The following is a 20,291-nucleotide window of genomic DNA, read 5'->3' as shown; positions in this document are numbered from 1 at the left end:
GGTTTCACTCCTTAATTACGTGGCTCACTCAGTATTTCTTCAGTAACGGCAGCAGAATGATGCAGCCGACAAAGGCCATCACCACCAGGAACAACAGGCCGTTATCCATGTTGCTGGTAGCGGCGATCAACGCCCCCATCAGCACCGGCGCCAACGCGCCGGCAAAATTGCCCAATCCATTGAAAATGCCGCCGGCGGTGGCGCTCACCTTACTGCTGGTCGCCTTCGCCAGCAGGGCGAAAATGTTCGGCGCGCCGGCGCCCCACATGAAGGTGCTGAACGCCATGGCGGCAATCACGCTGTAGGTACCATGCAAATGCAGCACCGCCGCCAACCCCAGCCCTGCGCCACCCAGCGAGAAAAAGCAGGCCAGCGCGCGACGATCCAGCTTGTCCGACAGCCACGCCCCCAGCACTTCCCCCAGCAGCATGGCGATAAACGGCAGCGAAGACAGATAGCCGGCGTGTTCCAGATGGATGCCTTTACCCTTGATCAGATAACTCGGCAGCCAGCCGTTCATCCCCCACAGGTAGGTGAGGAAGGCGATATTGAACAGGCAGATCATCCAGAAGTGCGGATTACGCAGCAGTGCGCGACGATGCTGTCGGCGTTCTGCCGGCAGGGTTTGCTGCGTTTTTTCCGCCCGTTGTACCTGCAGATGACGCAGACCGAACAGCACCAGCAGCATCACCGGCAGCGTCAGAAACGCCATAAAGAAGAAGGTGGCCTGCCAGTTGAAGGTGTTGAGAATAAACAACGTGACCGGGAAGCCGAGCGCCGCACCGAGCGGCGTCCCCAGCAGCCACAGCATGGTGGCACGCGCCTGCAAACGCTGGGGAAAAGCCTGGCGAATGATGGCGTAGGCCATCGGCAGCAACGGCCCTTCGGCAATGCCAAGCAGGATGCGCAGCGTCATCATGGTGTGGTAAGAGCGCGTCAGCCCCATCAGCACCATCAGCACGCCCCAGACGATCATCATGCCGACCAGCACCTTGGTCGGGTTCAGCCGATCGCCGATGCCGCTTAACAGCATCGACGAAAATCCGTAGGAAAACAGGAAGGCGCTCATCAGCAAGCCAAGCCGCGTCGGATCAAAACTGATGCCCAACGCCTGCTGGAATGCGCTGTCGGAAAACAGCGCCGCAATGCTGATCTTGTCAAAAAACGCCAGCAATACGCAGGCAAACAGCGCCATCGGCACCGACCAGCGCACCCGCTGCGGCTGATTTTCGACAACGGTTTCCCCCACCCGACCAGCGCGGGTGTCAATATGTTGCGTAGTCATGAAACGCTCCCGGTTTTCCCAGGCCTGCCCGCGGCGCCTTCCTCGTGGCTTAACCGAGGAGGCGCGTTGCCGTCTGGCCGTTACGCGGCAGGCAGCGGGGAATTATTTCAACGCCATCAGAGAAAATTCCGCATCCGCCAATTGCTGCGGATCCAATACCCGACCGCTGGCTAACCAGCGTTTGCCGAGCTTGATGGCGCGCGCGTCGTTGAATGCCACCATTTGCACCAGTTGCCGATCGGCATTCAGGGTAAAAAACAGCTGCGACTGCGGCGTGCGGCGCACCACCTGATGCACCCCGCCGGTTGGCACGCCAAGGATCTGAATATTGGCGTCGTATTGATCCGACCACAGCCAGGCCACGTCGTCGTAAGGCGCGGCGGCGGCATCCAGCATGGCGCAGGCGGTGCTGATCGCCTGGTTTTGTGCATAGGCCCACGACTGCAGACACAGGCCAAGCGTCGGATGGCGCGCCACGTCGCCGGCGGCGAAAATCGCCGGGTGGCTGGTACGCCCCTGCCCGTCCACTACAATGCCGCCCTCAATCTGCAATCCGGCGCTGCGTGCCAGTTCCAGGTTCAGTTCCACACCGATACCGACCACCACCAAATCAAATGGCTGCTGCGCACTGACCGCGCTACCCAGCCACGCCGCGCCGTCGCGCTGTGCCAGCGTTATCTCGCCGCAGTCGCAGTGCAGGGTAACGCCCTGCTGCTGATGCAGTTCCAACAGCGCCTGCGAGACCTCGGCACCGACGCTGCGCATGCACAGGGCCGGCTGGCGCTCGAACACCGTCACTTCCACACCGAGCTTGCGCGCCGAAGCGGCAATCTCCAGCCCGATCCAGCCACCGCCGACAATCGCCAACCGGCGGCTCTGTTGCAGCGCCTGGCGCAGCCGCGCGGCGTCATCCCACGAGCGCAGCGTCATGACCTGTGGCTGTGCGGCCCAGCGGGCATCCGGCAGGCGCGGTCGACCACCGGTGGCGATCAACAGCTGGGTAAAACGCAACCGTCGGCCGTCACTGAGCGTTACCGTCTGTGCCTGCGCATCAATCTGTTCGGCGCGGAGCGGGCGATACCAGTCAATGTTCAGCGCTGCCACCGCCGACTCACTGAACAAACGGCTCAGCGGTGCGTTAGCGTCGAGCAGCGCCGCCTTGGACAGCGGCGGACGTTCATAAAAGTCATAGGGTTCGTCACTCACCACCGACAGCCGGCCGGTGTAACCGCGATCGCGCAGCGTTTTCGCCGCCCAGCCGCCGGCCTGACCGCCGCCGACGATCACCATGCCCGCATCAGGTATCGGGCTCATAACGCATTCACCGGTTTGTGCTGGCGGCGGGTATCATGATCGATCCCCCCTTCTACCGCCCATTCGGTAAACGACACCAGCGAATGCTCCAGTTCGCGCGGCTGCCAGTTTTCCGTCAGAAAATCGTCGTTGGTGTAATACTCGAACGCGCCGCCGGTCGGGCTATTGACATACCAGAAATAGGCAGAAGAAATCGGGTGACGACCGGGGCCGATAAAAGTGCTCCACTGCTGTTTATTCATCGCCAGCCCGCCGCCAATCACTTCGTGAATGTCACGCACGGTGAATGCCACATGGTTGAGGCCACGCGGCCGGTTCGGCAATTTCAGCAGGAACAGGTTATGGTGGCCACCACGCGGTTGTGTGCGCAGAAAGACCGCGCGATCGATGTAGCGGTCAGACACCTGGAAGCCCAGCAAATCGCAGTAGAAACGCTCGGTGGCCGCCAGATCTTCGACAAAGAACACCACGTGGCCGATGTTGATCGGCTGCGCCTGCGCATAGACCGGGCTGGGCTCATCAATGCGCCGCACGTCGCCCCACTGGTTGATCGGCGACACCGGCAGCGACACGTCGCGCTGTTGGCTGACGATAATGCGCAGCGTCATGCCATTGGGATCGCGGCACTCCAGCGCGTCATCCCGTTGGCGAAAGCCCGGCTGCTGCGCCAATCTTGACGCCAGCGCCGCCAGCTGTGCCGAGTCGGCCACGCCCCAGGTCATGCGGCGCAGCGTGGAGCCGGCCTCGAACGCCGGCGGCAGTTCGCTGCTTGCCAGCGGATGTAACGCCACGCGGGCACCGCTCAGCGTGGTGAACTCTGCGCCATTGCCGGCGCTGGCCTGCAGGCCGAAGTCTTGCATGAATTTTGCGCACGCTGACAGATCTTCAACGCCAAATTCCAGTTTTTCGATACCGATTACGCTCATCTTTTCTGCCTCACGTTCTCGCTGAATGCTGTTTTCAGGCACGATCGCCCCCCGGCCCCTGTGCATCAGGAACCTCATCCCTGCCTGAGTAAATAGGTGTTATCCGACGTTGGCCTGTGGCGCGGCGCCGAGGAAACCGGAGATCTTTTCCGCCGCATCGCGAACTTCCATCCGCAGCCGTTCGCGATCCGCCGTCGGGATCTGATCGAACGGCACCATGATGCTCACTACCGCTTCCACCCGCTGTTCACGATTGAAGATCGGATAGACGATCGACGAAATGCCGTGACGGAAAAACGATTCGCCGATCACGTAGCCGCGCGCTTTATCCTGCTGCACCATCTGCCACAGCGCTTCGCGGCTGGTCGGTGCCCCCGGCGCGTTGTCCGGCAAGCTTTCATCCGGGTACAGCAGGTCAAATTCGGCGCGCGAGGTGCTGGTCAGCAACATGCGGCCCAGCGAGGTCTGATGCACCGGCAGGCGAGTACCGACGCTGACCTGGTTGATCTGCGAGCCGGCGGCGCTAACGCGAGCAATGTAGATCACGTCGCGCTCATCGCGGATCGCCAGATGGCTGCTGCACTGGCTGCGATCGCGCAGCTGTTCGATCACTGGCTGTCCGGCCTGCGCCACGTCCAGCGACGCGATATACTCGAAACCGAGCCGCAATACCTTGATGCCCAACGCGAAGGTGTTGGTGCGCGGATTACGCTCGAGGAAGCCCAAATGCTCCAGCGTTTGCACCACGCGGTAGGCGGTAGCCTTGGGCATGTCGACCAGGCGATGTAATTCTGCAAAGGTCATTTCCTTGTGCTGCTCGCCAAATGCCAGCAACAGTTGCAAACCGCGATCCAATCCCGGGATCAGATATTTACACGCTTGTTCGTCTGCCATGCTCGGATCCTTATCTCTCACTTGACGCGATTAGTTGAATACAAAGCCGCCGTTGACCGGCAACAGTTGTCCAGTGACAAAGTTCGCCAGCGGTGACAGCAGGTACAGCACACTGCCGGTGACATCATCGGGATGCTGCGCGCCGGGCAGTGCACGGCCCTGCTCGTACAGCTGGTGACGCTCGGCCGGCACATATTCGGTGGCTTCGACCCGCGTCAACCCCGGCGCAATGGCGTTGACGCAGATCCCCAGCTCACCCAGCTCGCGCGCCATCGAACGGGTCATCGACACGATAGCCCCCTTGCTGGCAACGTAGGCCATCAGGCGCGGCGCCCCCCACAGGGCGGTGTCTGATGCCACGTTGACGATTTTGGCGTGCGGCCGTTGCGCCAACAGCGGCACCGCTGCCTGACTGACCAGCCAGGTACCGCGCACGTTGACTTGCATTACCCGATCCCACAGATCGATATCATATTCCATCATGGTTTTGCCGCCGACTCCGGTCGCCAGCGCGCCGTTGTTCACCAGCCCATCCAGCGCGCCGCCCTTGGCAATGGCGTCGAATGCGTTGCCAATCGATGCCGGATCGGCCAGATCGAACGCCAGCGCTTCTACCTGCGCACCTTGTTCTCGCAGCGTCGCTGCGCCGGCGTGCAGTTCATCTGCCAGGATGTCGCACATCACCACGCTGGCACCGGCCCTGGCAATGGCCTCGGCAAAACTGCGCCCCAGCCCGCGCGCGGCGCCGGTCACCACAATGCGTTTGCCGCTCAGCAGGCCATTCACTGCGCGGCCTCCAGCTCATGGAGCTGCGCCAGCTGCCTTTGCGCTTCTTTTTGCATCATGCGGCGCAGGCGAGAAAGCCCGACGTCGTGCTGATACAGATACTCGCGGCCGCGCGCGTTCGGCGCCATGTTTTCCAGCACGATGCGATCCTGCTCCAACACGTCCCAATGCAGCTGCTCCAGGCGATTGCGGTACATGAAACGCCACAACGAACGCTGCCAGTCCTGCACCTTGCGAATGCGCCAGAAGAACACTCGGCAATGATCCTTGTCTTCCGGCACCACCATGCCGATGATCCAGAAATGCCCACCCGGCCCAAAGCGCTTTTTGTAGGGGATCGACAGACGCATCCAGTACGCGCCACTGTTACCAAATTCCACCCAGTCAAAATTGACGCCAATCTGGCCGTTTTTCTTGAAAATAAAGCCACTGTCGGTAGGTTCCAACGCCATATCGGCCTTGCGATCGCCGTCCGCCATCGAGTGTGAGGACGAATGCAGGTAAGTGCCGTGCATCGGATCCATGACGTTTTCCAGCGCATATTGATAATTGCAGTCCCAGCTGGCAGTACACAGGAAGTTGCTGTACGACTCGTCATCGGCCAGTTCCTGCGGGAATGCCAGTTCGCTGGGCGGTTGGTCGGCGGTGACGCCGAAAAAGAGGAATATCGCACCGTAGGCCTCTTTGGCCGGATAGGAACGCAGGCATTTTTGCCCGACCAGCGGACAGCGATCCACCGCCGGGACATCCTTTACCGTACCGTCGCCGCCAACTTCCACGCCGTGATACCAGCAGGCGATACGATCGCCAAGATTCCACCCCATCGAAAGCCGTGCGCCACGGTGCGGGCAGCGATCTTCCAGGGCATGGATCGCACCTTCGCCGTCGCGCCACAGCACGATTTGCTGCTCCAGACGGGTGATGCCCAGCGGATTATTGCCCACTTCCCAACTCGCCAGCACCGGATACCACATGCCGCGTAACCCCTGGTCAAGATAGCCTTGCACGGTCTGCGCGCAGGATGTTGTGTTTGCTGTCATTGTCTTCTCCCTGTGCTGCTCAGAAACCATTAACCTGAAGGAACTCACGGAACCCCGCTTCACTCCAGGGCTGACCGTTACGATCGAACAACCGACGCTGGTTGAGCGCGCTGACAATCTGATCCAGCTGTTCCGCACCCGCATCGAAGATCTGCTCCAGCGCCGCGACCAGAGCGGTTTCAAAACCGTCCGGTACCCGGGCGCGGGTTTGCCAGATAACGTTCTGATACTGGCCTGGCTGATGGATCTGGCCGTTGCCGCCCTCCCGCGCCGGGATCACCTGTTGGGTGTCCGGCAGCCAGGGATTGAAATCGGTGATGTGCTGCATGGGTTACTCCTCCTCGATAAGGGTGATCTGGATACGATCGTCGATCACCCGGGTGGGAAAGGTGTGCAGATCGCGGCCGCCGGGTTCGCGCAGGCACTTGCCGGTGCGCACATCGAATAACGCCTCGTGCAGCGGACATTCGACCTTGCCGTCATCAACAAACCCCTGACTGAGCAAGGCATAGGCGTGTGGGCAGACGTCTTCCAGCGCGTAAAATTGGCCATCGATCAGATAAACGCCGATCTCTTTGCCGTCTACCGTCGCCGAGTAAGGGAAATCTTCTTTCACCTGTGATACTTCGCACACGTTCTTCCAGCTCATTGCTTCGTTCCTCTATCTGATTGTTTCATATATGAAACTCAGTTTATTATTTAATACAGCCACTATAGGTCTGGCGAAACTTTCGTCAAGCGAGCAACGCGGCAAAAGTTAATGGTTGGTTATTTAAAAGTTGCAAATGCGGTGGGGATCACGAAAAAATGCACCGATATGAAAAAGCTATCAATAACCTGTGTTTCATCGCAAAAATAGGGTTAAAAAAGCGTTGATTTGCGTCGTAACCTGCGAGTAAAACAGCTCTGGCAAGGGTTAACCCACCATCGCAATTAACAATAAACTTACACTTCAAGGCTAAATCCCCTGTTTTGCCCTGCGGCGGCGACAGGCGGGTTTTCTGCTGTCTGAAGTCGCGATCTTTTTGCTACAGGAGCGTGTATGGAACGCAGGGTGCAACAACGTCAACGCTGGTTCGGGGTGCTCGCGCTGCTGTTTTTGATCGTTATCGCCTACGCCGATCGGGTAAATATCGCCGTGATGCTGGTCAATCCCGACTTCCTGCATCACTTTCAGCTCGACGGCAGCCGCGCGCATCAGGGAATGTTGATGACGGCGTTTCTGCTCGGCTACGGGGCTTCCGCCATGTTGTTGACGCCGTTCCTGGAAACCTTGATGGGCTATCGCCGTGCATTGACGTGGAGCATTGTGCTGTGGGCGTTGCTCACCGCCGCCTCGCCGCTGGCCGGTTCACTGCTGCTGCTGTTGGCGGTACGCGCGCTGCTTGGCGCCAGCGAAGGGCCGCTGTTTTCGCTGAAAACCATGTACGTCGGCGATCGCTTCGCCGCCGATGAACGCGGCAAGCCCAACGCGGTCAGTGCGCTGGGGGTATCACTGGGATTGGTGATCGGCTTTCCACTGGTGAGTTTCCTGATGGCGCACTTCGGCTGGGCAATGTCGTTCTATCTGCTGGCGGCGATCAATCTGCTATTGGGACTGACGCTGGTACGGCTGTTTATCCGCCCGCCCCTGCGACCGCAGCCTGCCGTCGCAAGGCCTGCGGCGTTGGCGCGCGTCTGGCAGACCTTCGTGCTGGCCTGGCGCACGCCGATGCTCGGTTGGATCATGCTGATCGAGATCGCCACTCTCAGCTATCTGTGGGGCTCCAGCGCCTGGCTGCCGGCCTATCTGACCGATGAGAAAGGGTTTTCCATCAGACAAATGGGATGGTTGGCATCGCTGCCGTTTGTCGTCAGCATCGCCTCAAAATATCTCGGGGGCGTGCTGCTCGATGCTATCCGCCCCTATCAGGCGCCGTTGATTTTCGCCTTTGGCGGCGCGGCAACCGCGCTGTGCATCTATGGCGTCATGCACAGCCACCAGCTCGGCTGGATGGCGTTTTTCCTGTTGATGGCCAATGCCTGCTGGGGGGCGCAGGGCGCGGCAATCCCCACTCTGCTGCAATACTATGCCCAACCGCAGGCGGTGGGCAGCGCCTATGGTCTGATCAACGGCATCGGCAATCTGTTCTCGGCATTTGTGCCGACGATCATGGGAATGGTGATGGCCAGTCAGGGCAAGGTTTCTTCAGGGTTTACGGTGCTGATCGCGTCGCAATTGCTGACGCTGCTGGCGGGGGGAGTGTTGTTCAGCCGCATGCTGCTGACGCGTGCGACCTCACGGGCCTGATAGCGCGCCCGCCGTGATGGCCGGGCGCCCGTTACCGTCGTCGAGCGGGGCTTAGCGGCCCTTCTTCTTTCGGCCCGGCTGGGTAAAACGCTTGCGCGCAGCCGGATTGCCGCTCGGCTTGTCGGCAGTTCTCTGCCCGTTGCCGCTGCTGGCAGGTTTTTTCACCGCCGGTTTGGCTTTTTTGGCCGGTTTGGCTTCCGAGCTGGAATCTTCAATCAGCTTGAACAGCTCAACCAGTTCATCGTCGGTCAGGTCACGCCATTCGCCCAACGGCAGGCCGGCCAGCCCGACGTTCATAATGCGGGTGCGCTCCAGCTTGGTCACTTCATAACCGAAGTGTTCGCACATGCGGCGGATCTGGCGGTTCAGCCCCTGTACCAACACGATGCGGAAGACAAACGGCGCGACCTTCTTCACCTTGCATTTCTTGGTCACCGTACCCAGCATCGGCACGCCGGCACCCAACCCGTGGATGAACTCATCGGTAACCGGCTTGTTGACGGTTACCAGATATTCCTTTTCGTGATCGTTGCCGGCCCGCAGGATCTTGTTCACCAGATCGCCGTGGTTGGTGAGGAAGATAAGCCCCTGGGAGTCTTTATCCAACCGCCCGATCGGGAAGATACGGGTGCTGTGGTTGACGAAATCGACAATGTTGTCTTTCTCGCCGTCTTCCGTGGTGCTGACCACCCCTACCGGTTTGTTCAGCGCGATAAAGATCAGGTTGTCTTCATTGCGCGGTTCGATCAGTTGGCCGTTAACCTTGACCACGTCGCCCGGGAAGACGCGATCGCCAAGCGCCACGCGCTTGCCGTTGATAAATACGTTGCCTTGCTCGATATAACGATCGGCATCGCGACGCGAGCAGATACCGCTTTCGCTGATATATTTGTTAAGACGTATAGATGGTTTGCCCAGCATGCTTTCTCCATACGGCCCTGACCTGACGGCTCAGGGCCTTGAGCTGATACTGTTTTGGTCGCTTACGGCTGCTTTTTGGCCGCCTGCAGGTACAGCATCTCCAGCCCCAGCGTCGCCGCCGCCAGCGCAGTGATTTCAGACTGATCGTAAGCCGGCGCCACTTCTACCACGTCCATGCCGACAATGTTCAGCGACTGCATGCCACGCACCAGCTTCAGCGCGCGATCGGAGGTCAGGCCGCCGATAACCGGCGTACCGGTGCCCGGAGCAAATGCCGGATCCAGACAGTCGATGTCAAAGGTCAGATATACCGGCATGTCGCCGACGATCTGTTTGATCTGGGTCAGCAGATCGTCCACGCCGCGATCGTTCACCTGCGCCGCATCCAGCACGGTAAAACCGTTGTCGTGATCGAACTCGGTACGAATACCGATCTGCACCGAATGGTGCGGGTCGATCAGACCTTCGTTTGGCGCATGGAAGAACATGGTGCCGTGGTCATATTGGCTGCCGTTGGCGTAAGTGTCAGTGTGCGCATCGAAATGCACCAGCGCCATTTTGCCGAAATGCTTGGCGTGCGCGCGCAGCAGCGGCAGCGTCACGAAGTGGTCACCGCCGAAGGACAGCATGCGTTTGCCGGCCTTCAGCAGTTTTTCTGCGTGCGCCTGCAATTTGTCGCTCATGTCCTGCGCATCGCCAAAATTGAACACGATGTCACCACAATCGACGACGTTCAGCCGATCGCGCAGGTCAAAACTCCACGGCCAGCGGTGACCTTCCCAGGCCAGATTGGTCGATACCTGACGAATCGCCGCCGGGCCATGACGGCCGCCGGCACGGCCGGAGGTTGCCATATCGAAAGGAATGCCGGTGATTACCCACTCTGCATCGCTGTCGTAAGGCATGAAATTCAGCGGAAAGCGTAGGAAACCAAAGGCGTTGGACACTAAAGAATTATCGGGCTGATGGCCTAGAGTACTCATATTAAACCCTCATAGTTCAACGATTTGCCTGTTGTGAAAGCGCACAGGCCGGAGCAAAAAAAAATCCCTCCCGCGTCGTTAGCCCGACGAGAAAGGGATCTATTCAAAAATCTTTTGGCACTGCTGATGGCGCAGATTATCGCCGTATTTGGTTCGCGCTTCAAGAGCGCGCATCATCATCCCGACTGCTCGTCGTCATCCAGTATAGACCCTGCATCCTTCAGGCATGTGAACGTGGCCGCCTTCACGAGCTTTGGAGCTGACATCCATTAAGCTCCCGATGATTAGTTTTGTGATTTCAATCCCTTTATCTGAAGGTGAAAATATATAAGTTAATTTCCGTCATACTATTAATGAAACAAACTCACAGTGCGAAGACATTAAGCACGGAAAGAAAATCACATTTAAAATTTAGTTAAATAACACAAGTTAATAGCACGCATAACAGCTAGATCTAACATATAAAGATAAAATAGAGAAAAATAAACCAGATGTTTAATATCATGCCAACACGTCACAAACAGACAATTAAAAATAAAAAACTTTATATAGCACTAGAGGTTATGACGTTCCTATTAAGTATTCCTCTAGGCTATCTTTGTTCTCAAATTGACTCACTGAATGATATTACCTTAGGAATCATTCTCATCTATATCCCTGTATCTATGATCACAGTGGATTATCTTTATCAACGCTTTGAAAGGAAATAAGCGTTATGAGAGAACTAACAACAAAGGAAATACTCACTATTTCTGCTGGAAATGCAGATTCTGGCTATGAGGGCCAAGGATGTGCTTCACAGGTTGCCAGCGATGCCAAAAGAGGAGCTTTGGCAGGGGGATATGCAGGTGCAATAGTAGGAGGACCAAGAGGATTGCCTGGTGGGCCAGCAGGGATTGCAGCGGGTGCTATTTCAGGTTTCGCATATGGCTCTATTCGTGGTGCTGCTATCGAAGGTATTCGCTCATACTCTCGTAACTGTGGAGATAATAACAATAGCAATGACCCATTAGGTGGAAATTCTAGTCGCAACAGTGTTAATGGTCAGTGTCATTGGTAATGTCGATATGGCCGAGCACTTCCCGGCCTTGATCGGGATATGTGCATAAAAAAACTCTCAAAATTTTTGCACTATTTTTATCTGCTATTTGATTGCTTACCTCTTCCAAGGAATAACCATTACCGGGCCTATCGTTCTCAAAGCAATAAGCTACGCTCTGCTGATTGCTTTAGCGTACTTATTTCTCACCAGCACATGGTGGAAAAAGCATGTGTTAAAATTAAAAAGTGACGACTAGGTTATAGATTAAACCGCCGTCTGTTGAACATCATTTCCCCCAAAACCGATCAAACCAATAGTGACAACCTACAGAGAAAACCCTGTCCGAATCCTCACGGAGAGTTAACAAATTTGTGATAACTGATATGGGGCAAAGAAATATCGAAGGGGATTGCGGGGGGGAAACCATTAAAAAGGCCGGACATCAGGGAGATGCCCGGCCTTTCAGTTCGGCTCTACTTATTCGTCTTCAAGATAGGTATAACCGTACAGCCCGGCCTCGAACTCTTCCAGGAACTGCGCTTGCAGCCCGTCGTCCAGGTCGGTTTCCTTGACCTGATCGCGGAACTTGGCCAGCAGCGCGATGGGATCCAGCTGTACATATTCCAGCATATCCGCCACCGTATCGCCTTCGTCAGACAACTCGGTTTCAATGGTGCCGTCCGGGAAGACATATACGTCAACCGATGCGGTATCACCAAACAGGTTATGCATATTACCCAGGATTTCCTGATAGGCGCCAACCATAAAGAAGCCCAGCACCGGCGGGTTTTCCGGATCGTACGGCGGCATCGGCATGGTGGTCGCTACGCCATCACCGTCGACGTAATGATCGATGGTGCCGTCGGAATCGCAGGTAATATCCAGCAGCACTGCACGGCCTTCCGGCGGCTTGTCCAGCCCTTCCAGCGGCAATACCGGGAACAGCTGATCGATCCCCCAGGCGTCGGGCATCGACTGGAACAGCGAAAAGTTGACGTAAAACTTGTCCGCCATGCGTTCTTGCAGTTCGTCGATGATCGGACGGTGCGCACGGTTGCTCGGATCGAGCTGCTGCTGGATCTTGTTGCAGATGTTCAGGTACAGCTGTTCCGCCCAGGCACGCTTGGTCAGGTCCAGCATGCCATGCGCGTACTGGGTATGCACATCGTGCAGATCCATCTGGCTGTCGTGCAGCCATTCACGCAGCGAACGGCGGTTTTCCGGCTCGTTCATTTCCAGCCAGGTTTCCCACATGCTTTCCAGCGCACGCGGCGCGTCTTCTGCCGGCGGATGAGGTTCGCCGAATTCGTTACGTTCCACGCCGATCACGTTGGACACCAGCACCGTATGGTGGGCGGTGACCGCACGGCCGGATTCGGTGATCACCGTCGGGTGTGGCAAGCCGTGCTCGTTACAGGCGTCGCCGATGCCCCAGATGACGTTGTTGGCGTATTCGTTCAGACCGTAGTTCACCGAACAGTCAGACTGGGAGCGCGTGCCTTCATAATCGACCCCCAGACCGCCGCCCACGTCGAAGCACTGGATGTTGACGCCCAGTTTGTGCAGTTCAACGTAGAAACGCGCTGATTCACGCACGCCGGTAGCGATATCGCGAATGTTGGCCAATTGCGACCCCAGGTGGAAGTGCAGCAATTGCAGGCTGTCGAGGCGACCCGCTTCACGCAGCGTTTCTACCAGTTTCAATACCTGCACCGCCGCCAAACCGAATTTGGACTTTTCGCCACCGCTGGACTGCCATTTACCTGAGCCCTGCGACGCCAGACGCGCACGCACGCCCAGGCGCGGTACTACGTTCAGCCGCTCGGCCTCTTCCAGCACCAGGTTGATTTCCGACATCTTCTCAATCACCAGGTACACTTTGTGCCCCAGCTTTTCACCGATCAGCGCCAGACGAATATATTCACGGTCTTTATAACCGTTACAGACAATCACCGAGCGAGTCATGCCCGCGTGCGCCAGAACCGCCATCAGCTCGGCTTTGGAACCGGCCTCCAGCCCCAGCGGCTCGCCGGAGTTGACCAGCGATTCAATCACCCGGCGGTGTTGGTTAACCTTGATCGGATAAACCAGGAAGTAGCCACCTTCGTAGCCGAACGATTCACGCGCGCGCTTGAACGCCGCGTTAATCGAACGCAGACGGTGCTGCAAAATCTGTGGGAAGCAGAACAGTGCCGGCAGGCGCTGTCCCTCTTTCTGCCGCTCCTTCACCAGTTCGGCAAGATCGACGCGCGCCTGCGGGACGTCCGGATCGGGGCACACGCTGATGTGGCCAAGCTCGTTGACGTCATAATAGTTGTTGCCCCAGTAGGCGACATTATAAGTACGCAGCATCTTGCTGGCATTACGATCATTCATGGCAACCTCCTGCATGGAGCGCAAAGAAATAGATTCGTCCGCAACCGGCGGACGGTGTTTCAACTGATCATCAGACATTACTCGCCTCACTTCCCGTACTGACGATATAGTCAGCCACTATCGCAGCTACATCCCGCGAGAACAACCCGACAAACCGCCTTTGCGGCAGTGAATTACCCTGCCGTTCGCCGGTAGCGATCGGTTTATTACTCATATAATTGTAAGACACCCTGTTCAAACCTCGTGAATCGGGTCAAGAAACATCCCACAGGAAGGCTGTAGGCTACCCTTGTTCAGTTCGTCAGACGACCGTTAGCCGGCCCGAGAATCCTGAGTAGCGCCCAGATGCGTGTAACATCGGGTTGATGGTGTAGAGACAAAACGGAAGATAGCAGAAGAATTGGCGCCAGAACGGCACTGCTGTTGAGAACCAACAACCGGTAGACAACGGATCATTAATCCAACCACCTCCACGCGCGTCGTTCATGATGAACGACCCAGCCTCTATATATAGTGAACGAACGTGACCGTTCGATGAAGCGGCGGCGTCGCAGCGACGCCTACGGTTGGTCAGGCTGTCACCGTCGGCAGACACGGGAACTGACCCTCTGTCCCGCCGCGTACTGTGCACCAAATGAACCGCGCGCGCAGTTTATACCGGTAACCGGGGCAAAATGCAAAATGAAAATTGGCTGACAACTGTTTCAAGCGATGAAAATGGCGTCACCTGGCTTGCGTAAAAGAGCGATGCGGCAAAAAAATACTGGCAATCCGGCTAAAGCATAACCTAAAATAGACGTCCAGATGTTAATCCATCTATACTGGTTAACCGACAAGCTGCTTAACGGCTTTGCCAGAGGGGCGTTGCAGGATGCATCTCGCGCCATCCGCGGAGACCCTTCGCCTTGGTGCCCGGATCTCCAGCGCTGTGCAGTAATTTCCAACCCGTCTTATGCAAGGTAAAGAATACAATGGCTAAACACCTTTTCACGTCAGAATCCGTTTCTGAAGGTCATCCTGATAAAATCGCCGACCAGATCTCTGATGCGGTTCTTGACGCCATCCTGGAACAGGATCCAAAAGCTCGCGTAGCCTGCGAAACATACGTAAAAACCGGCATGGTACTGGTCGGTGGCGAAATTACCACCAGCGCTTGGGTCGATATCGAAGAGATCACCCGCAAGACCGTACGTGAGATCGGCTATGTTCATTCAGACATGGGTTTTGACGCCAACTCCTGCGCCGTACTGAGCGCTATCGGCAAGCAGTCGCCAGACATCAACCAGGGCGTTGACCGTACCGATCCGCTGGAACAGGGTGCCGGCGATCAGGGCCTGATGTTTGGTTACGCCACCAACGAAACCGACGTGTTGATGCCAGCTCCCGTGACTTACGCGCACCGTTTGGTACAGCGTCAGTCCGAAGTGCGTAAAAACGGCACTCTGCCGTGGCTGCGCCCGGATGCCAAAAGCCAGGTCACCTTCCAGTATGATGATGGCAAGATCGTCGGCATCGATGCGGTAGTGCTGTCTACCCAGCACGCCGAAGACATCGCGCTGAAAGACCTGCAAGAAGCGGTGATGGAAGAGATCATCAAGCCGGTACTGCCGGCAGAGTGGCTGAGCGCCGCCACCAAATTCCACATCAACCCAACCGGCCGTTTCGTCATCGGTGGTCCAATGGGCGACTGCGGCCTGACCGGGCGTAAAATCATCGTTGATACCTACGGCGGCATGGCACGCCACGGCGGCGGTGCGTTCTCCGGTAAGGATCCGTCCAAGGTTGACCGTTCAGCCGCCTATGCGGCGCGTTACGTTGCCAAAAACATCGTGGCCGCCGGCCTGGCCGACCGCTGTGAGATCCAGGTTTCCTACGCGATTGGCGTGGCGGAACCGACCTCCATCATGGTGGAAACCTTCGGTACCGAGAAAGTGCCAACCGAGCAGTTGACGCTGCTGGTACGCGAATTCTTCGACCTGCGCCCATACGGCCTGATTCAGATGATGGATCTGTTGCAGCCGATCTATCGCGAAACCGCCGCCTACGGCCACTTTGGTCGTGAACACTTCCCATGGGAAGCGACCGACAAAGCCGCACTGCTGCGCGACGCTGCCGGCCTGAAATAAGTCCCGGCATCAACATAAAAACGGCAAGCCTTGGCTTGCCGTTTTTTTTGAACGGATGGGTGCTCATGGATCTACGCATCGACTGCCGGACAGCGGAGGCAATCCCCCCGCCACCGGGTTGCCTTACCGCCCGGATTCGTAAGCCCAAATGGCCGCAACCTCCGTATTGCCCGATCGGATCCGCAGCTCGCAAAGCGTGCTGCGGGTTATCCATGCCGGTGATATTGCCGTGGCACAAATAACCACCAGTTTTAACAGGCTTCGTTTGTTCGGCATCATGCCTTCTTCTCCTTGCCTGGCAGCGGGTAAGAGGCGAGTTTGACGTTGTCGTGCGTTAAAGTAGGCCTCGGGTTGATGAACATCGACTCGGGGCTTATCTCTTTGTCCCCTTCACGCTGGCTCCAGATACACAGATCCAGAGCACCCGCGCGCACTATATTCACCCTATCCTCCCTTCCCTCGTTCCTCTTCACGCTAAATGTCGTTTTTGCGCAACGGCACGCAACGTATTGCAGCGCGTTGAAAATATAAAAAAAGGCCCAGCAACGCCGGGCCCCTGATGGCAGAGAGTACCGTGGAGACGCGGCTTACGACGTCTGCTTGCGCAGCAGGTACACGAAGTACGGCGCGCCAATAAACGTCGCCAGCAACCCGGCCGGGATCTGATTCGGGAACATCACCATGCGGCCGCACCAATCGGCAAACATCATCAGCAGGCCGCCCAGCATTGCTGCGATCAACATCTGCGGCAATGCACGGCGGAATCCCAGCATGCGCGCCATATGTGGCGCCATCAGGCCGACAAAGCTCAGCGGCCCCACGGTCAGCGTCGCCATGGCGGTTAGCGTCGCCGCCAGCAGCAGAATGCTCAGCCGCACCGGCGTCAGCGCAATGCCGACCGAACGCGCGGTGGCGCTTCCCAGCGGCAGAATGGTCAACCAACGGCGGCACAGCGGCGCCAACAGCACCAGCATCGCCGCAATCACCACCGTACGCACCGCCTGCGGCGCCGTCACCGAATAGGTCGAACCGGAAATCCAGGTCAACAGGCCGCCCATGCGCGGATCGCCACTGGCAAGCAGCAGGTAGATGGTGGTGGTGAACGCGGTGCTGAGCGCGATCCCCGCCAGCAGCATGCGCTCGGTAGAGAAACCACCACGCCCGGCGGCAATCATGATGATCAGCAGCGTGACCGCCGCGCCGAGGCTGCCCGCCGGTAACAGCCAGACAAAGGCATCGCCCGGCACCAGGAACAGCATCATCACCACGCCAAATGCCGCACCGGAACTGATCCCCAGCACTTCCGGGCTGGCCATCGGGTTACCGGTCAGTTTCTGGATCAGCGTGCCCGCCACCGCCAGCATCATGCCGGCCGCCAGCGCCGACAGTACCCGTGGCCAGCGCCAGGGCAGTAAAGCCTCAAACTCCGCGCCGTGGCTCCAGTGCCAGCCAGCGGCATTCTGGCCAAACATCAACGCCACCGCCAACCCGGCCAGCAACAGTACGCTGCCCAGCAGCAACCACAGCAGCAGATGGCGACGCTCGGCCGGAACACGATCGCCGAGATTCATCGGCGGCGGCGTTGCAGCGCTGCGCAGACGTGGCAACAGCCACAGCAGCAACGGCGCACCGATCAGTGCCGTAGCGGCACCGGTAGGAATTTCACGCCACACCTGAGTCAACCATATCATCGCCTGATCGGTCAGCCACAGCAGCAGAGCCCCCAGCAGCGGAGCCAGTAACATACGGTGTGCCAAACGCCGCGCGCCGAGCATCTTCGCCATCAGCGGCGCAAACAGACCGATAAAGCCAATCACCCCCACCGCATTGACCAGCATGGCGCTGAAGATAATCGCCAACGCCAACGCGCAGAAACGCGACAGCGCCAGCCCCAGTCCCAGATTGCGCGCCACGCCGTCATCCAGCCCCAGCAGCGTCAGCGGCCGGATCAGCAACGCCGCCAGCACGGCAACCACCAGCAGCCGCGGCCAAATGAACTGCACCGCACTCCAATCCTGTTGATTGAGCGAACCGGTACTCCACATAAACAGCCCTTGCAGCTGTTCATAATTGAACAGTGCCAGCAGGCTGCTGACCGCGCCGCAATACAGCCCCAGCACCAGACCGGCCAGAATCAGCGTCACCGGCGACATGCGCTTGCCCCAGGCCACGCCGAACACCAATCCACCGACCACGATGGCACCCGCCATCGCCGCCAGTTGCCGGGTCAGTTCGCCGCCCGGCAGCATCCACAGCGTCGCGATGGTCAAGCCCAGCTGAGCGCCCGCAGACACCCCGAGCGTTGCCGGTTCAGCCAGCGGGTTGCGCAGTACCTGTTGGAACAGTACCCCCACCAGCCCCAACCCGGCGCCTGCCAGCAGCGAAACGGCAAAACGTGGTAACAGGCTGTAATGGAAAACCATTTGCCGTACATCGTCGATATCCGGTGCGCTCAGCGCCTGTGGCCACAGCGCCGCCGGCAACTGCTGCATCAGGTTGTAGAGGGTCAGGCCGCCTGCCGCTGCCAACAGCAGCAATATCAACGCCACCGGCATCAGACGGAGTCGAGCGCTCATCGCTTGCCCTCCTGCGCCTGTTCCAGCAGACGACAAAAGCGCATCGCCGACAGCGTCGCGCCATAAAACCACACCGCCGGCACCTTGCGCAGTTGCCGCTGGCGAACAAACGGCAACGCCTGCCATAGCGGCGTCGCACTCACCTGCTCCAACATCGCCTGATTTCCATGATCGAGATAAATCGCCCGCGCGTTTTTCACCGCGGCCAGCCGTTCAATCCCCACCACCGCCGATCCCCAGAAATTGGTTTCGCCCTGCCAGGCGTTGGCGATGCCGAGTTGGTCCATGACCTCCTGGAACAGGCTCTGCTGGCCGATGATCAACGCATGACGGGCATCCACCAGCGAAAACAGCAGCAGCGGCTGCGTGGTATATCCCTGCAACCGCCGGCGCGCATCGCCGATAAAGGTATCGAACTGCATCAGGTGCCGTTGCGCACGCGCCTCCAACCCCAGACGCTGTGCCAACTGCCGCAACGATTGCCGGGCCACCGTCAGCGGTTTGCCACTGCCGTCGTTGAAGTTGAACGCCATACCTGGCGCGATCGGCGCCAATTGCTGTGGCGAGGGGCCATAACCTTGTGACAGCAGCAGCAGCGACGGTTGCAGCTGTTGCAGCAGCTCCAGATTCGGTTCGGTGCGCTGACCGACGTCAATCACCGACGCCGGTAACGCCGGCTCATTGACCCACAGGTTGTAATTGTAAATATCGGCCACCGCCATCGGCGTAACGCCCAGTGCCATCAGCAATTCGGTGGGCAGCCACTCCAGCGCGACAATACGCGACAGGTCCGGCAACGCGGCAGCGCGGCCCGGCAGGCCATACAGCAACGGTGCCGCCGCCATTGCCGCCAGCAGGCGGCGTCGGACAGGATCATGAGGAAAATGACGCATCAGTAGACAAAGCTCACCGGCGCGCCGCCGCTTGGGTGCGGCAGCGTGCCCATTGGAATACCGTAGATTTGTTCCAGCACCGGCCCCTGCATCAGCTCCAGCGGCGCGCCCTGTGCAATGACCTCGCCGCTACGCAACGCCACCAGGCTATCGCAATAACGTGCGGCCATATTGATGTCATGCAATACCGCAATCACCGTCAGGCCACGCTGCCGGCTCAGGCGCTGGATCAACGCCAACACCTCGACCTGATGCGCGATATCCAGCGCGGAGGTCGGCTCATCCAGCAGCAGGCAGCGGCTATCCTGCGCCACCATCATCGCCAGCCAGGCACGTTGCCGCTCGCCGCCGGACAAACTGTCCACCAGCCGCGCAGCAAAGGGCTTTAGCCCCACCAACGCGATGGCGTCTTCGACATGCTGACGATCGGCGGCAGAAAAACGCCCCAGCGCGCCATGCCACGGATAGCGGCCAACCGCTACCAGCTCGCGCACCGTCATCCCTTCCGCGGCCGGCAACTGCTGCGGCAGATAGGCTACCTGACGTGCAAATGCCTTGCTGTCCCACTGCGGCAGCGGCTTTTGGTTAAGCAACGCCTGGCCGCCGGTTGGCTGATGATGACGACCAAGGATTTTCAGCAAGGTGGATTTACCGGAGCCATTGTGACCGATCAGTCCGCAGACCTTCCCCTGGGGGAAGGACAGCGACAGCGGTTGCAGCAGTATGCGCCCGGGAACGGCAAAGCTCGCGTTGTCCAACGTGAAGGTTGCGTCTTGAAGATGTTGTGTATCCTGCATAGGCCCTGTTTTCACCGCAGGGCAACCTAGGCCCCCCTGCGG

20 protein-coding genes are annotated in these 20,291 nt (G+C 58.4%); 3 read left to right on the top strand and 17 right to left on the bottom strand.

The window, feature by feature from the left end; genetic code table 11:
• Nucleotides 1-28: 28 nt before the first annotated feature.
• The 8 genes from ACCC84_RS12455 to ACCC84_RS12420 form a co-directional block, all read right to left on the bottom strand.
• Nucleotides 29-1,285 carry an MFS transporter gene (locus ACCC84_RS12455; protein WP_198773653.1) on the bottom strand — a complete coding sequence of 419 codons (1,257 nt, stop codon included), beginning with the start codon at nt 1,283-1,285 and terminating at the stop codon, nt 29-31.
• A 102-nt stretch (nt 1,286-1,387) separates the two neighbouring features.
• Nucleotides 1,388-2,599 (bottom strand): NAD(P)/FAD-dependent oxidoreductase, encoded by a 1,212-nt coding sequence (locus tag ACCC84_RS12450; protein WP_004958938.1) that lies wholly within the window; start codon nt 2,597-2,599, stop codon nt 1,388-1,390.
• The gene (locus ACCC84_RS12445) at nt 2,596-3,525 is read right to left on the bottom strand and encodes a VOC family protein (protein ID WP_039992570.1); all 930 of its coding nucleotides are present in this window, start codon (nt 3,523-3,525) and stop codon (nt 2,596-2,598) included. Before ACCC84_RS12445 ends, ACCC84_RS12450 begins: the two co-directional genes overlap by 4 nt.
• A gap of 99 nt (nt 3,526-3,624) precedes the next feature.
• Complete coding sequence (locus ACCC84_RS12440; protein ID WP_004958935.1) at nt 3,625-4,419, bottom strand: IclR family transcriptional regulator; 795 nt, start codon at nt 4,417-4,419, stop codon at nt 3,625-3,627.
• A gap of 30 nt (nt 4,420-4,449) precedes the next feature.
• Complete coding sequence (locus ACCC84_RS12435) at nt 4,450-5,205, bottom strand: SDR family oxidoreductase (RefSeq protein ID WP_004958933.1); 756 nt, start codon at nt 5,203-5,205, stop codon at nt 4,450-4,452.
• Nucleotides 5,202-6,245, bottom strand: a complete 1,044-nt coding sequence (locus ACCC84_RS12430; protein ID WP_039991765.1) for a Rieske 2Fe-2S domain-containing protein — start codon at nt 6,243-6,245, stop codon at nt 5,202-5,204. Before ACCC84_RS12430 ends, ACCC84_RS12435 begins: the two co-directional genes overlap by 4 nt.
• A gap of 19 nt (nt 6,246-6,264) precedes the next feature.
• A complete protein-coding gene (locus tag ACCC84_RS12425; protein ID WP_004958929.1) occupies nt 6,265-6,573 on the bottom strand; it encodes a recombinase-like helix-turn-helix domain-containing protein in 309 nt (102 codons plus the stop codon).
• Between the two features lie 3 nt (nt 6,574-6,576).
• Nucleotides 6,577-6,894, bottom strand: coding sequence for a Rieske (2Fe-2S) protein (locus ACCC84_RS12420; protein ID WP_004958926.1), 318 nt, complete (start codon nt 6,892-6,894; stop codon nt 6,577-6,579).
• A gap of 393 nt (nt 6,895-7,287) precedes the next feature.
• Between ACCC84_RS12420 and ACCC84_RS12415 the strand changes: the two genes are divergently transcribed.
• Nucleotides 7,288-8,535: an MFS transporter gene (locus ACCC84_RS12415; protein WP_198773656.1), complete on the top strand. Its 1,248-nt coding sequence runs from the start codon at nt 7,288-7,290 to the stop codon at nt 8,533-8,535.
• A 51-nt stretch (nt 8,536-8,586) separates the two neighbouring features.
• Here ACCC84_RS12415 and rluF read toward each other — a convergent pair whose 3' ends face one another.
• Nucleotides 8,587-9,456 carry a 23S rRNA pseudouridine(2604) synthase RluF gene (gene rluF / locus ACCC84_RS12410; RefSeq protein WP_004958920.1) on the bottom strand — a complete coding sequence of 290 codons (870 nt, stop codon included), beginning with the start codon at nt 9,454-9,456 and terminating at the stop codon, nt 8,587-8,589.
• Nucleotides 9,457-9,518: 62 nt separating this feature from the next.
• On the bottom strand, nt 9,519-10,439 hold the full coding sequence (gene speB / locus ACCC84_RS12405) for an agmatinase (protein WP_004958917.1): 921 nt from the start codon (nt 10,437-10,439) through the stop codon (nt 9,519-9,521).
• A 715-nt stretch (nt 10,440-11,154) separates the two neighbouring features.
• Here speB and ACCC84_RS12400 point away from each other — a divergent pair.
• Nucleotides 11,155-11,499 (top strand): hypothetical protein, encoded by a 345-nt coding sequence (locus ACCC84_RS12400; RefSeq protein ID WP_371901954.1) that lies wholly within the window; start codon nt 11,155-11,157, stop codon nt 11,497-11,499.
• A 459-nt stretch (nt 11,500-11,958) separates the two neighbouring features.
• Here ACCC84_RS12400 and speA read toward each other — a convergent pair whose 3' ends face one another.
• Nucleotides 11,959-13,935: a biosynthetic arginine decarboxylase gene (gene speA, locus ACCC84_RS12395; protein WP_004958915.1), complete on the bottom strand. Its 1,977-nt coding sequence runs from the start codon at nt 13,933-13,935 to the stop codon at nt 11,959-11,961.
• A 234-nt stretch (nt 13,936-14,169) separates the two neighbouring features.
• Entirely contained in the window at nt 14,170-14,313 is a 144-nt protein-coding gene (gene yqgG, locus ACCC84_RS23765; protein WP_420542995.1) for a small protein YqgG, read from the bottom strand.
• A 515-nt stretch (nt 14,314-14,828) separates the two neighbouring features.
• On the opposite strand from yqgG, the gene metK reads away from it, so the two are divergent.
• The gene (gene metK, locus ACCC84_RS12390; protein WP_198773658.1) at nt 14,829-15,983 is read left to right on the top strand and encodes a methionine adenosyltransferase; all 1,155 of its coding nucleotides are present in this window, start codon (nt 14,829-14,831) and stop codon (nt 15,981-15,983) included.
• Nucleotides 15,984-16,106: 123 nt separating this feature from the next.
• Here metK and ACCC84_RS12385 read toward each other — a convergent pair whose 3' ends face one another.
• The 5 genes from ACCC84_RS12385 to fhuC all read right to left on the bottom strand — a co-directional run bounded on the left by ACCC84_RS12385 (nt 16,107) and on the right by fhuC (nt 20,249).
• A complete protein-coding gene (locus tag ACCC84_RS12385) occupies nt 16,107-16,259 on the bottom strand; it encodes a Hok/Gef family protein (protein ID WP_269815933.1) in 153 nt (50 codons plus the stop codon).
• Entirely contained in the window at nt 16,259-16,426 is a 168-nt protein-coding gene (locus ACCC84_RS12380) for a hypothetical protein (protein WP_156000353.1), read from the bottom strand. The genes ACCC84_RS12385 and ACCC84_RS12380 overlap by 1 nt, the downstream gene beginning before the upstream one ends.
• 144 nt (nt 16,427-16,570) lie before the next feature.
• Nucleotides 16,571-18,559, bottom strand: a complete 1,989-nt coding sequence (gene fhuB / locus ACCC84_RS12375) for a Fe(3+)-hydroxamate ABC transporter permease FhuB (protein ID WP_371901953.1) — start codon at nt 18,557-18,559, stop codon at nt 16,571-16,573.
• On the bottom strand, nt 18,556-19,452 hold the full coding sequence (gene fhuD / locus ACCC84_RS12370; protein WP_039991764.1) for a Fe(3+)-hydroxamate ABC transporter substrate-binding protein FhuD: 897 nt from the start codon (nt 19,450-19,452) through the stop codon (nt 18,556-18,558). Before fhuD ends, fhuB begins: the two co-directional genes overlap by 4 nt.
• Nucleotides 19,452-20,249: a Fe3+-hydroxamate ABC transporter ATP-binding protein FhuC gene (gene fhuC / locus ACCC84_RS12365; protein ID WP_004958900.1), complete on the bottom strand. Its 798-nt coding sequence runs from the start codon at nt 20,247-20,249 to the stop codon at nt 19,452-19,454. The genes fhuD and fhuC overlap by 1 nt, the downstream gene beginning before the upstream one ends.
• Nucleotides 20,250-20,291: the final 42 nt, after the last annotated feature.

This window comes from Serratia odorifera (genome assembly GCF_041448735.1).
GTDB classification, from domain to species: domain Bacteria; phylum Pseudomonadota; class Gammaproteobacteria; order Enterobacterales; family Enterobacteriaceae; genus Serratia_F; species Serratia_F odorifera.
Note: the sequence above shows the minus strand (reverse complement) of the source record. Positions and strands in the feature narration are given on the sequence as shown.

Coding starts and splice junctions, on each gene's coding strand:
- ACCC84_RS12425 (WP_004958929.1), bottom strand. CDS start 6,573: ATGCAGCACATCACCGATTTCAATCCCTGGCTGCCGGACACCCAACAG.
- fhuD (WP_039991764.1), bottom strand. CDS start 19,452: ATGCGTCATTTTCCTCATGATCCTGTCCGACGCCGCCTGCTGGCGGCA.
- ACCC84_RS12440 (WP_004958935.1), bottom strand. CDS start 4,419: ATGGCAGACGAACAAGCGTGTAAATATCTGATCCCGGGATTGGATCGC.
- speB (WP_004958917.1), bottom strand. CDS start 10,439: ATGAGTACTCTAGGCCATCAGCCCGATAATTCTTTAGTGTCCAACGCC.
- rluF (WP_004958920.1), bottom strand. CDS start 9,456: ATGCTGGGCAAACCATCTATACGTCTTAACAAATATATCAGCGAAAGC.
- ACCC84_RS12430 (WP_039991765.1), bottom strand. CDS start 6,245: ATGACAGCAAACACAACATCCTGCGCGCAGACCGTGCAAGGCTATCTT.
- ACCC84_RS12415 (WP_198773656.1), top strand. CDS start 7,288: ATGGAACGCAGGGTGCAACAACGTCAACGCTGGTTCGGGGTGCTCGCG.
- ACCC84_RS12385 (WP_269815933.1), bottom strand. CDS start 16,259: ATGCCGAACAAACGAAGCCTGTTAAAACTGGTGGTTATTTGTGCCACG.
- fhuC (WP_004958900.1), bottom strand. CDS start 20,249: ATGCAGGATACACAACATCTTCAAGACGCAACCTTCACGTTGGACAAC.
- ACCC84_RS12445 (WP_039992570.1), bottom strand. CDS start 3,525: ATGAGCGTAATCGGTATCGAAAAACTGGAATTTGGCGTTGAAGATCTG.
- ACCC84_RS12455 (WP_198773653.1), bottom strand. CDS start 1,285: ATGACTACGCAACATATTGACACCCGCGCTGGTCGGGTGGGGGAAACC.
- fhuB (WP_371901953.1), bottom strand. CDS start 18,559: ATGAGCGCTCGACTCCGTCTGATGCCGGTGGCGTTGATATTGCTGCTG.
- speA (WP_004958915.1), bottom strand. CDS start 13,935: ATGTCTGATGATCAGTTGAAACACCGTCCGCCGGTTGCGGACGAATCT.
- ACCC84_RS12400 (WP_371901954.1), top strand. CDS start 11,155: ATGAGAGAACTAACAACAAAGGAAATACTCACTATTTCTGCTGGAAAT.
- ACCC84_RS12420 (WP_004958926.1), bottom strand. CDS start 6,894: ATGAGCTGGAAGAACGTGTGCGAAGTATCACAGGTGAAAGAAGATTTC.
- ACCC84_RS12450 (WP_004958938.1), bottom strand. CDS start 2,599: ATGAGCCCGATACCTGATGCGGGCATGGTGATCGTCGGCGGCGGTCAG.
- metK (WP_198773658.1), top strand. CDS start 14,829: ATGGCTAAACACCTTTTCACGTCAGAATCCGTTTCTGAAGGTCATCCT.
- yqgG (WP_420542995.1), bottom strand. CDS start 14,313: ATGATCCGTTGTCTACCGGTTGTTGGTTCTCAACAGCAGTGCCGTTCT.